Annotated in this window: 14 protein-coding genes; 12 read left to right on the top strand and 2 right to left on the bottom strand. The window is 64.5% G+C overall.

Translation table 11 applies throughout. The annotated features are described in order from the left end of the window. Nucleotides 1–19: 19 nt before the first annotated feature. The 6 genes from ugpB (at nt 20) to ugpQ (ending at nt 5,419) form a co-directional block, all read left to right on the top strand. Nucleotides 20–1,336: a sn-glycerol-3-phosphate ABC transporter substrate-binding protein UgpB gene (gene ugpB, locus ACODS0_RS15370; RefSeq protein WP_055399138.1), complete on the top strand. Its 1,317-nt coding sequence runs from the start codon at nt 20–22 to the stop codon at nt 1,334–1,336. A 120-nt stretch (nt 1,337–1,456) separates the two neighbouring features. Next, complete coding sequence (gene ugpA, locus ACODS0_RS15365; protein ID WP_121422466.1) at nt 1,457–2,338, top strand: sn-glycerol-3-phosphate ABC transporter permease UgpA; 882 nt, start codon at nt 1,457–1,459, stop codon at nt 2,336–2,338. 2 nt (nt 2,339–2,340) lie between these two features. Then, the gene (gene ugpE, locus ACODS0_RS15360) at nt 2,341–3,192 is read left to right on the top strand and encodes a sn-glycerol-3-phosphate ABC transporter permease UgpE (protein ID WP_121422465.1); all 852 of its coding nucleotides are present in this window, start codon (nt 2,341–2,343) and stop codon (nt 3,190–3,192) included. A gap of 61 nt (nt 3,193–3,253) precedes the next feature. Beyond that, on the top strand, nt 3,254–4,264 hold the full coding sequence (locus ACODS0_RS15355; protein WP_055399144.1) for a sn-glycerol-3-phosphate import ATP-binding protein UgpC: 1,011 nt from the start codon (nt 3,254–3,256) through the stop codon (nt 4,262–4,264). 4 nt (nt 4,265–4,268) lie between these two features. Further along, nucleotides 4,269–4,637 (top strand): bleomycin resistance protein, encoded by a 369-nt coding sequence (locus ACODS0_RS15350; RefSeq protein WP_121422464.1) that lies wholly within the window; start codon nt 4,269–4,271, stop codon nt 4,635–4,637. After that, nucleotides 4,634–5,419, top strand: coding sequence for a glycerophosphodiester phosphodiesterase (ugpQ, locus tag ACODS0_RS15345; RefSeq protein WP_488835865.1), 786 nt, complete (start codon nt 4,634–4,636; stop codon nt 5,417–5,419). Before ACODS0_RS15350 ends, ugpQ begins: the two co-directional genes overlap by 4 nt. Before the next feature lie 111 nt (nt 5,420–5,530). Here the strand turns inward: ugpQ and ACODS0_RS15340 are convergent, their stop codons facing one another. Together ACODS0_RS15340 and ACODS0_RS15335 are read right to left on the bottom strand one after the other, a co-directional pair. Next, nucleotides 5,531–6,499: a Bug family tripartite tricarboxylate transporter substrate binding protein gene (locus tag ACODS0_RS15340; protein WP_055399149.1), complete on the bottom strand. Its 969-nt coding sequence runs from the start codon at nt 6,497–6,499 to the stop codon at nt 5,531–5,533. A 176-nt stretch (nt 6,500–6,675) separates the two neighbouring features. Then, on the bottom strand, nt 6,676–6,954 hold the full coding sequence (locus ACODS0_RS15335) for a hypothetical protein (RefSeq protein WP_121422462.1): 279 nt from the start codon (nt 6,952–6,954) through the stop codon (nt 6,676–6,678). A 72-nt stretch (nt 6,955–7,026) separates the two neighbouring features. Between ACODS0_RS15335 and hemA the strand changes: the two genes are divergently transcribed. The 6 genes from hemA to paeA all read left to right on the top strand — a co-directional run bounded on the left by hemA (nt 7,027) and on the right by paeA (nt 13,575). Further along, nucleotides 7,027–8,346, top strand: a complete 1,320-nt coding sequence (gene hemA / locus ACODS0_RS15330) for a glutamyl-tRNA reductase (RefSeq protein ID WP_488835864.1) — start codon at nt 7,027–7,029, stop codon at nt 8,344–8,346. Nucleotides 8,347–8,459: 113 nt separating this feature from the next. Beyond that, nucleotides 8,460–9,572, top strand: coding sequence for a peptide chain release factor 1 (gene prfA / locus ACODS0_RS15325; RefSeq protein WP_488835863.1), 1,113 nt, complete (start codon nt 8,460–8,462; stop codon nt 9,570–9,572). A gap of 73 nt (nt 9,573–9,645) precedes the next feature. Next, on the top strand, nt 9,646–10,497 hold the full coding sequence (gene prmC / locus ACODS0_RS15320; RefSeq protein ID WP_488835862.1) for a peptide chain release factor N(5)-glutamine methyltransferase: 852 nt from the start codon (nt 9,646–9,648) through the stop codon (nt 10,495–10,497). Nucleotides 10,498–10,558: 61 nt separating this feature from the next. After that, the gene (gene grxD / locus ACODS0_RS15315) at nt 10,559–10,882 is read left to right on the top strand and encodes a Grx4 family monothiol glutaredoxin (RefSeq protein ID WP_055399159.1); all 324 of its coding nucleotides are present in this window, start codon (nt 10,559–10,561) and stop codon (nt 10,880–10,882) included. Nucleotides 10,883–11,037: 155 nt separating this feature from the next. Further along, nucleotides 11,038–12,045 (top strand): AAA family ATPase, encoded by a 1,008-nt coding sequence (locus ACODS0_RS15310; RefSeq protein ID WP_055399161.1) that lies wholly within the window; start codon nt 11,038–11,040, stop codon nt 12,043–12,045. Nucleotides 12,046–12,216: 171 nt separating this feature from the next. Continuing rightward, the gene (paeA, locus tag ACODS0_RS15305) at nt 12,217–13,575 is read left to right on the top strand and encodes a polyamine export protein PaeA (RefSeq protein WP_488835861.1); all 1,359 of its coding nucleotides are present in this window, start codon (nt 12,217–12,219) and stop codon (nt 13,573–13,575) included. The last annotated feature ends 116 nt before the right edge of the window (nt 13,576–13,691 follow it).

Genomic DNA, 13,691 nt, shown 5'->3' with positions numbered 1-13,691 from the left:
ATCCTCGGAGGAAATATTCATGCAAACGAAGCATCTGGCGGTCTGCGCTGCCATTGCCCTGTCGGTCTGCGCACCTGCGCAAGCCCAGGCGCAGCAAGTTGAGATTCAGTGGTGGCATTCGATGAGCGCAGCGCTGGGCGACTGGGTCAATGACCTGGCCAAGCAGTACAACGCCAGCCAGACCAAGTACAAGGTCGTGCCCACTTACAAGGGCACTTATGACGAATCCATGACAGGCGCCATCGCCGCCTTCCGTGCGGGCAACGCCCCCCACATCCTGCAGGTGTTTGAAGTGGGCACCGCCACCATGATGGCCAGCAAGGGCGCCATCGTGCCCGTCGCCAAGGTATTGAACGACGGCGGCTTCAAGTTCGACCCCACCCAGTACGTGTCAGCTGTGGCTGGCTACTACACCGCGCCCAATGGCCAGATGCTGAGCTACCCGCTCAACAGCTCCACGACGGTGTTCTATTACAACAAGGATGCCTTCAAGAAGGCCGGCCTGGACGCCGACAAGCCGCCCAAGACCTGGCCCGAAGTGTTTGCCGCCGCGTCCAAGCTCAAGGCCAGCGGTCACAGCTGCCCGTTCACCACCAGCTGGATCAGCTGGACGCAGCTTGAAAGCTTCTCGCTGTGGCACAACACGCTGTTCGCGTCCAAGAACAACGGCTTTGACGGCAACGACGCCCAGCTGCAGGTCAACTCGCCATTGCACGTGCGCCACTTTGAGAACCTGGCCAAGGCCTCCAAGGACGGCAGCTTCGTCTACAAGGGCCGTGGCAACGTGCCGGACGCATCCTTCCCCTCGGGCGAGTGCGCCATGATGACGGGCTCCTCGGGCCTGTACGCCCGCGTGGCCAAGGAAGCCAAGTTTGCCTACGGCATCTCGGCCCTGCCCTACTACCCTGACGTGAAGGGTGCCCCCCAGAACACCGCCATTGGTGGTGCCAGCCTGTGGGTGATGTCTGGCAAGAAGGCCGAGGAATACAAGGGCGTGGCCGATTTCCTGAACTTCCTGAACGACACCAAGGTGCAGGCTGCGAGCCACCAGCGCACGGGCTACCTGCCTGTGACCATGGGCGCCTACCAGCTGACTGAGGCGTCGGGCTTCTACACCAAGAACCCCGGCACCGACGTGGCCGTGACGCAGATGATCAAGAAGGCCACGGACAAGTCGCGCGGCATCCGCCTGGGCAACTTCGTGCAGATCCGCGCCATCATCGACGAGGAAACCGAGCAGATCTGGTCGGGCAAGAAGTCGCCCAAGGAAGCACTGGACACCGCCGTGACCCGTGGCAACGAGCAACTGGGCCGCTTCGCCCGCGCCAACAAGTAAACACTGCCGAACATCTGCCGATACCGCCCAGCAGCACTGCCGGGTGGCATCGAAAGCCCGCCGCCCCGTCAACCCTATTGGTTCACGGGGCGGCGGGGTTTTCTTTTTGAGAGTTTCGACATGGAAAAACGCGTTTTATTCCGCTCTGCATGGTTGCCATGGGTGCTTCTGGCACCCCAACTGGCCATCATCAGCGTCTTCTTTTTCTGGCCAGCCGGCCAAGCCCTGGTGCAGTCGTTCCAGATGCAGGACTCCTTCGGGTTTTCGAAGGAATGGGTCGGTTTCGACAATTTCCGGGACCTGTTCCAGGACCCGGGTTACCTGGCATCGTTCAAGACCACGGCCTTCTTCTCGATCCTGGTGGCGGTGAGCGGCATCACGCTGTCGCTGTTCCTCGCGATCTTTGCCGACCGCATCATCAAGGGCGCCATGGTCTACAAGACCGCGTTGCTGCTGCCCTACGCTGTGGCGCCTGCGGTGGCGGGCGTGCTGTGGATGTTCATGTTCTCGCCCTCGCTGGGCGTGGTGGCCTACATGCTGCGCCAGTCGGGTTTCGACTGGAACCACATGCTCAACTCCGACCACGCGATGGCGCTGATCGTGATTGCGGCGGTGTGGAAGCAGATCTCCTACAACTTCCTGTTCTTCCTAGCGGGCTTGCAGTCCATCCCCAAGTCGCTCATCGAGGCGGCCGCGATTGACGGTGCAGGCCCATGGCGCCGCTTCTGGAGCATCCAGTTCCCGCTGTTGTCGCCCACAACGTTCTTCCTGCTGGTGATCAATGTGGTGTATGCGTTCTTCGACACCTTCGCCATCGTGGACGCCACCACGCAGGGCGGCCCGGGCCGCGACACGTCCATCTTGGTCTACAAGGTCTACCACGATGGCTTCAAGGCCATGGACATGGGCGGATCGGCCGCACAGTCGGTGGTGCTGATGGCCATCGTCGTTGTGCTCACCGTCATCCAATTCCGCTACGTCGAGAAAAAGGTTCAATACTAAAAATGGTCGAACGCAGCCCTTATCTCACCGCGTTCTCGCACCTCATCATGGTGCTGGGCGTGATCATCGTCGGCTTCCCGCTGTACCTGGCCTTCGTGGCCTCCACCCACACGGCGCAGGACATCGTGCAGGTGCCCATGCCCATGGTGCCCGGCGGCAACTTCTGGCAGACCTACCACGACGCCTTGTTCGGCGGCGGAACCGGCGCGGGCTCTACCGCACCCGTGGCGCACATGATGTGGGTGAGTTTTGTCACCGCCATGGTCATCACGCTGGGCAAGATCGCCATCTCGCTGTTGTCGGCGTTTGCCATCGTGTACTTCCGCTTCCCTTTCAAGGGCATCTGCTTCTGGCTGATCTTCATCACGCTGATGCTGCCCGTGGAAGTGCGTATCGGGCCCACCTACCAGGTGGTGTCGGACCTCGGCATGCTCAACACCTATGCGGGCCTCACGGTGCCGCTGATCGCCTCGGCCACGGCCACGTTCCTGTTCCGGCAGTTCTTCCTCACGGTGCCCGATGAACTCGTCGAAGCCGCCCGCGTGGACGGCGCCGGTCCGATGCGCTTTTTCAAGGACATCCTGGTGCCACTGTCGCGCACCTCGATTGCCGCGCTGTTCGTGATCCAGTTCATCTATGGCTGGAACCAGTATCTTTGGCCCCTGTTGGTGACCACGTCCGAAGACATGTACCCCGTGGTGATCGGCATCAAGCGCATGCTGGCCGGCGGCGACGCAGGCAACGAGTGGAACATCGTGATGGCCACGGCCCTGCTGGCCATGCTGCCACCTGCCTTTGTGGTGGTGGTCATGCAGCGCTGGTTCGTCAAGGGCCTGGTGGACACCGAAAAATAAAGACAAAACAGGCCCTACCGCTTCATACATCTGCGCTAGCAGCTACATATTTAATAGCAAAATGGCATCCATCTCTCTACGCAACATCATCAAGCGCTACGGGCACGGACCCAAGGCCAACCAGGTCATCCACGGCGTGAACGCCGAGGTCAAGGACGGTGAATTCATCGTGATCGTCGGCCCCTCGGGCTGCGGCAAATCCACCCTGCTGCGCATGGTGGCAGGCCTGGAAGAAATCTCTGGCGGCGAACTGCGCATCGGCGACCGTGTGGTGAACAACCTGGAACCTGCCCAGCGCGACATCGCGATGGTGTTCCAGAACTACGCGCTGTACCCGCACATGACGAACTTCGACAACATGGCGTATGGCCTGAAGATCGCCAAGGTGCCCAAGGACGAGATCAAGGCGCGCGTGGACAAGGCCGCCAAGATCCTCGAACTGGGCCACCTGCTGGAGCGCAAGCCGCGCGAACTCTCGGGCGGCCAGCGCCAGCGCGTGGCCATGGGCCGCGCCATCGTGCGCCAGCCCCAGGTGTTTCTGTTCGACGAGCCGCTGTCCAACCTGGACGCCAAGCTGCGCGCCCAGACCCGCCTGGAGATCCAGAAGCTGCACCGCGAGCTGGGCATCACCAGCCTGTTCGTCACACACGACCAGGTCGAGGCCATGACATTGGCCGAACGCATGATCGTGATGAACGCCGGCAACATGGAACAGTTCGGCACGCCCGAAGAGGTCTACCACACGCCCGCCTCCACCTTCGTGGCCAGCTTCATCGGCTCGCCGCCCATGAACTTGCTCAAGAACGCGCCGAGCGCCGCCCCCGGCACCATCCTGGGCATCCGCCCCGAGCACCTGGATGTGCGCAGCGAAGGCTGGGCGGTCACGGTCGAGACGGTGGAGCTGCTGGGCGCCGAGCGCCTGATCTATGGCCGCATCAATGGCGAGCAGATCATCGTGCGCGTTGAAGAAGGCACGCACTCCCCTGCGCCCGATTCCGTGATCCATGTTCAGCCCCGCGCAGATCGCCTGCACGCGTTCGATGCCACCACCGGCAAGCGCATCGCGGCCTGAACCGATGCCACCCAAGCCAGCTGCCAGTACCGGGGGCAAGGTTCAGGCCACAGTCCCGGTGCTGGCGTCTCTGGACCTTGCAGAAACCCTGCGGTTCTACACCAGGCACCTGGGCTTTGATCCGCTGCTGGAGATGGACAACTACCTGATCCTGCAGCGCGATGGCTGCGAGCTGCACTTCTGGCCCTGCACCGAGCGCCACATTGCAGAGAACACCTCGTGTTATGTGCGTGCCGACACAGAAGCGCTGCACGCGGATTTCACGGCGCGCGGCCTGCAGCTGGCGCCACCTGTTGTCCAGCCCTGGGGCATGAAGGAGATGTTCGTCATCGACCCCCACGGCAACCTGCTGAAATTTGGTGAACCCGCATGAGCGTACCCTCGCCCGCCCTCGCCCCCTGGCCCTACCCCCGCTGGATCGCCCACCGTGGCGCTGGCAAGCTCGCCCCTGAAAACACCCTGGCCGCCTTCCGGCTGGGAGCACAGTATGGCTATCGCATGTTCGAGTGCGATGCCAAGCTGAGTGCCGACGGCGTACCGTTTCTGATGCACGATGCCACGCTGGACCGCACGACCAATGGCGCGCAGGCACTGGGCTCGGCAGCCAGCGCGGTCGGGGGCGATCACCCCTGGGCGGCCCTGTCACAGCTGGATGCTGGCGCCTGGCATTCACGCAGCCACGCCGGCGAGCCGCTCCCCACGCTGGAGAACATTGCGCACTACTGCATTGCCAACGGGTTCTTGCTGAACATCGAGATCAAGCCAACACCCGGCGTGGAGGAAAAGACTGGCCAGGTAGTGGGCGAGCATGCGGCGCGGCTGTGGCACGGCCAGGCGGTGTTGCCCCTGTTCTCGTCATTCCGACCCGAAGCGCTGGCTGGCGCCCGCGCCACAGCACCCCACATCCCCCGCGCCCTGTTGCTGGACACGCTGTGGGACGGCTGGCACAACACGGCCCGCGAGCTGGGCTGCGTGGCCATCGTCTGCAACCACGCGCTGTGGGATGCGGCGCTGGTTGCGCGCATCCACGGCGACGGCCTGCGCGCGCTGAGCTACACGGTGAACGACGACTGGGCCGCACAGCGGCTCATCGCCCTGGGCACGGACGGCATCATCACCGACCGCGTGGACTTCTTTTCGCCCGCCACGCCATAGGGCGCGCCTTCAAACCATCCACGCCCCAAGCCAGTGCCACCCTGGAACCGGCTTCGCCGGGCCAGGGGTCGCGTCCCCCTTCAGGGGGAAGGCGTGCAGCGCCTCAGGGGGTCAGTCCAGCTTCGCGCCCGACTTTTTCACCGCCTCGGCCCAGCGTGGCATCTCGGACGCCAGGAATTTCGCGAAGTCCTCCGAGCCCAGAAACGCCGGGTCGGCCCCCTGGCTCACCATGCGGTTGCGCACATCGGGCATCTGCAGCACTTGGCCGAAGGCCTCGCTGAGCTTGTTCACAGCCTCCTTGGGCGTGCCGGCCGGGGCCAGAAAGCCATAGAAACCCACCACCTCGAATCCCTTGATGCCGCTCTCGATCACCGTGGGCACATCGGGCAGTGCGGGGTTGCGCTCCTTGCTGGTCACCGCCAGGGCGCGCACCTTGCCCTGTTTGTGGTACGCGGCGGCCTGGGGAATGCTCTCGGCCATGAACTGCACCTGCCCGCCCATGAGGTCGGTGAACGCCGGGGCGCTGCCCCGGTAGGGGATGTGCACCATGAACAGACCCGTGGCGGTCTTGAACATCTCGGGCACCAGGTGGCTGATGCCACCATTGCCCGCCGAGCCAAAGTTGACCTGGCCCGGCTTGGCCCGGGCGTAGTCCATGAACTCCTTGAGGCTCTTGGCAGGCACGTTGGGGTTCACCAGCAGCGCCAGTGGCTGCATGGCGGTGCGCGCAATCGGCACAAAGTCCTTGAGGGTCGAATACGGCAACCGGCTGTAGAGCCCCGGGTTGATCACCATCACACCCGTGTTGGCCAGCATGATGGTGTGGCCGTCGGGCGGTGCTTTCATCACGTCCTGCGCGCCCACGGTGCCACCGGCACCGGCCTTGTAGTCCAGCACCACCGGCTGGCCGAGCACGGCCTGCAGCTTATCGGACAGCAGGCGTGCATGCTGGTCCAAAGGCCCGCCAGCCGGGAAGCCCACGACCACACGTATGGGTTTGGACGGGAAAGCCTGTGCGTGCACGGCAGCGGAAAGGGCCAAGCCCGCAGCCAGGGTGATCCAGGTACGCAGCAGCTTCATTGGGAATGTCTCCAGCAGTCGGTGTAGGGGGCTTCGTCAGCGGCGGGTGAAACCGCCAATACCCATGACATGGCACGCCATAGGGGCGGCACCAAGGCTATCAGACACAAGGGCGCCAGAGCCCCCAAAACCACCCCTCGCAAACCCTCAAAACACGTGACGGCTTGCTGAAAGCTTCAAGCTTTCCAGCCCCGCACCAGCACCCACTGGCAGGTAGCGCAGGCCACAACCAGGGCGGCATAGGTCAGCATCTTGCCGTCACGCCCCCACAGCACCAGCCCCGCTGCGAGCACCGCCACACCCACGGCAAACAGAATCACCCAGCGCAGCCACACCGACATCGCCGAGGCACTGCGGGAGCCCACCAGACGGCCCGAAAGCACCAACACCAGCGCCATGGCGGCGGCGGGTGCAACAAAGTTGAGAAGGTGGTTGGCGATGTCCAGTGGACCCATGGAATTGACCCAAATCAAGGCTTGAACAAGCAAGGCCGCCTGTTCGGGCCAACAATTTTATAATCGCAGCTTATGGCAGTCTGGGCCCTCGGCATCAACCACACCACCGCGCCGCTCGATCTGCGTGGCCGGTTCGCGTTCGCGCTCGACCAGATTGCCCCCACGTTGCACGGTTTGCGCCAGTCGCTGGGCACCACCAGCCGCCACCCCGGGGTGGAAACAGCCATCATCTCCACCTGCAACCGCACCGAAATTTACTGCGCGGGCGAGCAGGCAGCCATGGACCATACGCTGGGCTGGCTGGCCCAGAGCGGCGGCGTGAGCCCCGCGCTGCTGCGCTCGCACTCGTACACCCTGGAAGACAGCCTCGTCGCACGCCACGCCTTCCGCGTGGCCAGCGGGCTCGATTCGATGGTGCTGGGCGAGGCCCAGATCCTCGGCCAGATGAAAGACGCCGTGCGCGCTGCCGAAACCGCTGGCGCCCTGGGCACCACGCTCAACCAGCTGTTCCAGCGCAGCTTTGCCGTGGCCAAGGAAGTGCGCAGCAGCACCGAGATTGGTGCGCACAGCATCAGCATGGCCGCCGCCGCAGTGCGTCTGGCGGGCCAGCTGTTTGAAGACATCTCCGAGACCAAGATTTTGTTCGTCGGCGCGGGCGAGATGATTGAGCTGTGTGCCACGCACTTCGCCGCCAAGAACCCCAAGGCCATCGCCATTGCCAACCGCACCCTGGAGCGCGGCGAAAAGCTCGCCACCCGCTTTGGCGGCGAGGTGATGCGCCTGGCCGACCTGCCCGAGCGCCTGCACGAGTTCGACGCCGTCATCAGCTGCACCGCCAGCAGCCTGCCCATCATCGGCCTGGGCGCCGTAGAACGCGCTTTGAAGAAGCGCCGCCACCGCCCCATGTTCATGGTCGATCTGGCCGTGCCGCGCGACATCGAACCCGAAGTGAAAGCGCTAGGCGATGTGTACCTGTACACCGTGGACGACCTGGCCACCGTGGTGCAGACCGCGCAGGCCAACCGCCAGGCCGCCGTGGCCCAGGCCGAGGCCATCATCGACGCGGGCGTGCAGAGCTTCATGCACTGGATGGAGCTGCGCAGCCCTGTCGGCCAAGCCGGTGGTGTGGTACCTCTGATTCAGCAGCTCAACGCCCAGACCGACGAGTGGCGTGCGCTGGAAATCGCGCGCGCCAAGAAGCTGCTGGCCAAGGGCGAGGATGTGGACGCCGTGCTCGAAGCCCTCTCGCGCGGCCTCACGCAGAAGATGCTGCACGGCGCCTTGGCCGAGCTGCGGGCGGGCGACGCCGAGATGCGCGCCCAGACGGCACAGACCGTCTCGCGCCTGTTCCTGCGCTCGCAAAGCAAGACGCCCAGCAACAACGGCCTGTAGCGGCGCTCGCCTGCCCTGCCCGCCCCGATTTTTAGCCAAATCGGCACCTGGCGCCTGACCTACAAGCGTCAATAGCTACAAATTTTGTAGCATTTCATTTTCCTCAGAATTCCATGAAACCCTTTCTCCGAAGCCAGCTGGAGCGCTACGCACAGCGCCTGGGCGAACTCGACTTCCTGCTCTCGCGCGAAGACATCATGAGCGACATGGCGCAGTACCGGCGCATCTCCGTCGAGCATGCCGAAGTCACGCAGGTCGCCGGCCGCTACGCCCGCTACCAGCAGCGTGAGGCCGATCTGGCCGGCGCGCGCGAGATGCTGGCCGACCCCGACATGGCCGAGATGGCGCAGGAAGAAATCACCAGCGCCGAGGCCGAGCTGCTGCAGCTGGAAGACGAACTGCAGCGCCTGCTGCTGCCCAAGGACCCCGACGACGCCCGCAACGCGTTTGTGGAAATCCGCGCGGGCACGGGCGGCGACGAATCCGCCCTGTTTGCGGGCGACCTCACGCGCATGTACACCCGCTACGCCGCCAACGTAGGGTGGAAGGTGGAGGTGGTGAGCGAGAACGCCGCCGAGCTGGGCGGCTACAAGGAAATCGTGCTGCGCATTGAAGGCCAGCCCGGTACGGGCCCCTCCGGTAGCGGTGTGTATGGCGCGCTCAAATTCGAATCCGGCGGCCACCGTGTGCAACGCGTGCCCGCCACCGAAACGCAAGGCCGCATCCACACCAGCGCCTGCACCGTGGCCGTGATGCCCGAGCCCGACGAGCACGAGGCCATCAAGCTCAACCCGGCCGACCTGCGCATCGACACCTTCCGCGCCAGCGGCGCGGGCGGCCAGCACATCAACAAGACCGATTCGGCCGTGCGCGTGGTGCACTTGCCCACAGGTATCGTGGCCGAATGCCAGGACGGCCGCAGCCAGCACAGCAACAAGGCCAAGGCGCTGCAGGTGCTGCAGGCACGCATCCAGGAAAAGGAGCGCAGCGAGCGCGCCGCCAAGGAGGCCGCGCTGCGCAAGGGCCTGATCGGCAGCGGCGACCGCAGCGACCGCATCCGCACCTACAACTTCCCGCAAGGGCGCCTCACCGACCACCGCATCAACCTCACGCTGTACAAGCTGCTGCAGGTGATGGAAGGCGACCTGGGCGATGTGCTGCAGGCCCTGGCCCACGCCCGCGAGGCCGAGCAGCTCGAAGAGCTGGAGATGGGTACCGCAAGCTGAACCATATTCAGAATTTGAACAATATTGGCCTCTAGCGCTTATCTGACCTGCGCTAGCCGCTATTAAATCAATAGTGACCAACACATCCCCCACCCTCGCCCAGGCCCTGAACCAGGCCCACACCCTGGGACTGGCGCGCATCGACGCGCAACTGCTGCTGCTGCACACCCTGGCGCGCCACGACGCAGGCCGCGCCTGGCTGCTGGCGCACGACACGGATGCGATGGAAGAGGCAGCACATGCCCAGTTCATCGCCCTGTGCCAGCGCCGCTTGGCGGGCGAGCCGGTGGCCTACCTCACCGGACGCAAGGAGTTCTACGGCCTGCCGCTGCAGGTGGACGCCCGCGTGCTGGACCCACGCCCCGACACCGAAACCCTGGTGGACTGGGCCCTGGAAGTGATCGCCCCGCTGACATCGCCGCGCGTGGTGGACCTGGGCACCGGCAGCGGCGCGATTGCACTGGCGCTGCAAAGCCAGCGCGCTGACGCCAGGGTACTGGCGGTGGACGCGAGTGCCGATGCATTGGCCGTGGCCCAGGCCAATGCACAGCGGCTGGGTTTGCCGGCGCGGTTTCAGCGTAGTGATTGGCTGCAAGGCGTGGATGGTTTTTTTGACGCGATCATCTCCAACCCCCCCTACATCCCCAGTGCCGACCCCCACCTGGCCGCGCTGACGCACGAACCCCTGCAGGCCCTGGCCAGCGGCGCAGACGGCCTCGAAGACATCCGCACCATCGTGGCCCAGGCGCCCGCGCACCTGCAGCCGGGCGGCTGGCTGCTGCTGGAGCATGGCTACGACCAGGCAGACGCCGTGCAGGCGCTGCTTGCCGCCCAGGGCTTTGCCTTGGTACAAAGCCGCAATGACCTCGCGGGCATTGCGCGTTGCTCGGGCGGGCAGTGGCCGCTGGCGCAGACAGTGAAATAATCCACCCCATTGCGGGCTTTCAAAACCCCACGCCCGCCAGCCCCTTTCAAGGAGTATTCCCATGAGCGACACCCAACAACGCATCGACACCCTCGTCAAATCCAGCGACATCCTGCTGTTCATGAAGGGCAACGCCAGCTTCCCCATGTGTGGCTTCTCGGGCCGCGCAATCCAGATCCTCAAGGCCTGCGGCGTGGACCCCAAGAGCGTGGTGACCGTCAACGTGCTCGAAGACGACGAAATCCGCCAGGGCATCAAGGAATACAGCAACTGGCCCACGATCCCCCAGCTGTACGTGAAGGGCGAGTTCATCGGTGGCTCGGACATCATGATGGAGATGTACGAGTCGGGCGAACTCAAGCAGGTGCTGGGCACCGAAGGCTGATCGACGCGGCCACTACCCCGTGCAAACCAGGCCGCCTTCGGGCGGCCTTTTTGTTTGCCCGCAACAGTGGCACCAATCAGGGGCTTTTCCGGTACTGAAGCGGGCATGTTGTGTGCTTGAATGGTTGCGTGACGTAACCATCACAGGAGCATGCAATGACCAGCCATAGCCTTGTTCCCCAGCCACCCGCCCTGCGCTTGCCGGTGGCCCAGATGCGCAATGTGTTCCACCCCGGTGACGTCGAGCGCAAGCTCGCACGGTTGCAGGAGTCGGGCAACCAGCGCGAATACGAAACCCTGCGCACCGTGTACGAACGCATGCTGGAGCGTGGTCCGGAGCGCTTTCAGGTCAAGCCCTCGGGCATCCCCGACATGGCCAGCCTGTATGAGCAGTTGCCCAACTTCACCGAGGTGCTGGACGACGTCAAGCGCCACGTGGCACTGGCGCAGGACAGCAGCGATGGCCTGGAGGTCACGCCCATGCTGCTGCTGGGCCCGCCCGGCATCGGCAAGACCCACTTTGCGCGCCACCTGGCCGAGCTGCTGGGCACGGGCATGAACCTCTTGCCCATGAGCTCCATGACCGCAGGCTGGCTGCTGTCGGGCTCGTCCGCACAATGGAAAGGCGCACGCCCGGGCAAGGTGTTCGAGGCGCTGGTGGAGGGCGAATACGCCAACCCCGTGATCGTGGTGGACGAGATCGACAAGGCCAGCAGCGATGCACAGTACGACCCGCTGGGCGCGCTGTACAGCTTGCTGGAGTACGACACCGCCCAGAGCTTTACCGATGAGTTTGCGGAGGTGGCCATCGACGCCAGCCAGGTGATCTGGATCACCACCGCCAACGACACGCGCGGCATCCCCGACCCCATCCTGAACCGCATGAACGTGTTCGAGGTGGAGGCGCCCACGCTGGAGCAGGCGCGCACCATTGCCCGCAACCTGTACCAGGGCATCCGCGCAGGGCACGACTGGGGCCGCCTGCTGGATCCGGAGCCGACGGACGACGTGCTGGACCACCTGGCACAGATGCCCCCCCGTGAGATGCGGCGTGCGCTGATGACGGGCTTTGGCAATGCGCGGCTGGACCGCCGGTCCACCGTGGAGATTGCTGATCTGCCCAAGGCGGCGTCAGGGCGCAGCCGCATCGGTTTCGTGCAATAACAAGGCCCCCGCCGCCAGTCCTGCGCTCGCCCGCAGGACTGGCCTTCGGGGCCCCAACCCCGAAGGCCCACCAGCCCCCCCGGTGTGTGCACACCTGGGGTAGGTGCCTGCGGAACGCCCAGATACACTCAGTCATCCGGTGTGCCGCAGCGCCACGCTCCGTCGCCATTCATGACCCTCTCCCAAAGCCTCTTTGTCATCGGGCTGCTGATTGCAGCCAGCGCCTTTTTCTCCATGGCCGAGATCTCGCTCGCCGCAGCGCGCCGCCTGCGCCTGCGGCAGATGGCCGACGAAGGGGATGCCAGGGCGGACCAGGTGCTGCGCATGCAGGAGCAGCCGGGCGACTACTTCACCGTGGTGCAGGTGGGGCAGAACGCCGTGGCCATCCTGGGCGGTATCGTGGGCGAAGGTGCGCTGAGCCCCCACTTCACCACGCTGTTCGGCCTGTGGCTGTCGGAATCAGCCGCGCAGAAGGCGGGCTTTCTCGCCTCGTTCCTGGTCATCACCTCCCTTTTCATCCTGTTTGCCGACCTGTTCCCAAAACGCCTGGGCATGGCCGAACCCGAGCGGCTGGTGGTGCGGCTGGCGCAGCCCATGGCCTGGTGCATGGCGCTGTTGCGCCCCGTGGTGTGGTTCTACAGCCGGGGGGCGGATGCGCTGTTCCGGGTGCTGGGCATGTCGTCGCTGCGGGACGACCGCATCACCTCGGACGACATCCTGGCGATGATGGAAGCGGGTGCACGCGCCGGCGTGCTGGCCGCCCGCGAGCAGCAGGTCATCACGAATGTGTTCGAACTGGACACGCGCATGGTGTCCAGCGCCATGTCGCCGCGCGACCGTGTGGCCTTCTTCTTGCGCGACGAGCCGGACTCCGTGATCCGCCTGCGCATTGCGGCCGAGCCTTTCTCAACCTACCCCGTGTGCGAGGGGGACATCGACCATGTGGTGGGCTATGTGGATGCCAAAGACCTGTTCCAGCGCGTGCTGAACAACCAACCCATTTCGCTGGCCGATGACAGTCTGGTGCGCAAGGTGCTGATCGTCCCAGACCGGCTCACGCTGTCGGAGGTGCTGGAACAGTTCCGCCAGGTGCACGAAGACTTTGCCGTCATCGTCAACGAATACAGCCTGGTGGTGGGCGTGGTCACCCTGAACGATGTGATGAGCACCGTGATGGGCGACCTGGTGGGCCCGGCGGATGAAGAGCAGATTGTGCGGCGCGATGAAAACTCGTGGCTCATCGACGGCGTCACACCGGTCGAGGACGTGCTGCGCGCACTGTCGCTGGACGAGCTGCCCCACGCGGGCGACTACGAAACCCTGGCCGGGTTCCTGATGGTGATGCTGCGGCGCGTTCCGCGCCGGACGGACAGCGTGAGCTGGGGTGGCTACAAGTTCGAGGTGCTGGACGTGGACAGCTACCGCATCGACCAGGTCATGGTGTCTCGCCTCGGTACCGCCCAGTCAGCAGGTTCCGGCCAGACCATCCCGGCCTCGCCAGCAGACAGCGCTGCGCCGACTTCGACCTAGACCTGCGGGCGAATGGGCTCCATCGGCTTTTCGGGAGCTGACTCCTGTTGCCGCATGCAGAATTTCAGAAATTCAGCTAAATTGGCATTTAGCGCTTGATGGATAAGCGCAAGCAG

This window comes from Acidovorax sp. FG60 (assembly GCF_057808995.1).
This window is presented reverse-complemented; position numbering and strand designations above follow the sequence as displayed.

What these genes read in the sequence shown, in the direction of transcription:
- ugpE (WP_121422465.1), top strand. Translation starts at nt 2,341, where the DNA reads ATGGTCGAACGCAGCCCTTATCTCACCGCGTTCTCGCACCTCATCATG.
- ACODS0_RS15340 (WP_055399149.1), bottom strand. Translation starts at nt 6,499, where the DNA reads ATGAAGCTGCTGCGTACCTGGATCACCCTGGCTGCGGGCTTGGCCCTT.
- ugpQ (WP_488835865.1), top strand. Translation starts at nt 4,634, where the DNA reads ATGAGCGTACCCTCGCCCGCCCTCGCCCCCTGGCCCTACCCCCGCTGG.
- prfA (WP_488835863.1), top strand. Translation starts at nt 8,460, where the DNA reads ATGAAACCCTTTCTCCGAAGCCAGCTGGAGCGCTACGCACAGCGCCTG.
- ACODS0_RS15310 (WP_055399161.1), top strand. Translation starts at nt 11,038, where the DNA reads ATGACCAGCCATAGCCTTGTTCCCCAGCCACCCGCCCTGCGCTTGCCG.
- paeA (WP_488835861.1), top strand. Translation starts at nt 12,217, where the DNA reads ATGACCCTCTCCCAAAGCCTCTTTGTCATCGGGCTGCTGATTGCAGCC.
- ACODS0_RS15350 (WP_121422464.1), top strand. Translation starts at nt 4,269, where the DNA reads ATGCCACCCAAGCCAGCTGCCAGTACCGGGGGCAAGGTTCAGGCCACA.
- grxD (WP_055399159.1), top strand. Translation starts at nt 10,559, where the DNA reads ATGAGCGACACCCAACAACGCATCGACACCCTCGTCAAATCCAGCGAC.
- ACODS0_RS15335 (WP_121422462.1), bottom strand. Translation starts at nt 6,954, where the DNA reads ATGGGTCCACTGGACATCGCCAACCACCTTCTCAACTTTGTTGCACCC.
- ACODS0_RS15355 (WP_055399144.1), top strand. Translation starts at nt 3,254, where the DNA reads ATGGCATCCATCTCTCTACGCAACATCATCAAGCGCTACGGGCACGGA.
- ugpB (WP_055399138.1), top strand. Translation starts at nt 20, where the DNA reads ATGCAAACGAAGCATCTGGCGGTCTGCGCTGCCATTGCCCTGTCGGTC.
- ugpA (WP_121422466.1), top strand. Translation starts at nt 1,457, where the DNA reads ATGGAAAAACGCGTTTTATTCCGCTCTGCATGGTTGCCATGGGTGCTT.
- hemA (WP_488835864.1), top strand. Translation starts at nt 7,027, where the DNA reads ATGGCAGTCTGGGCCCTCGGCATCAACCACACCACCGCGCCGCTCGAT.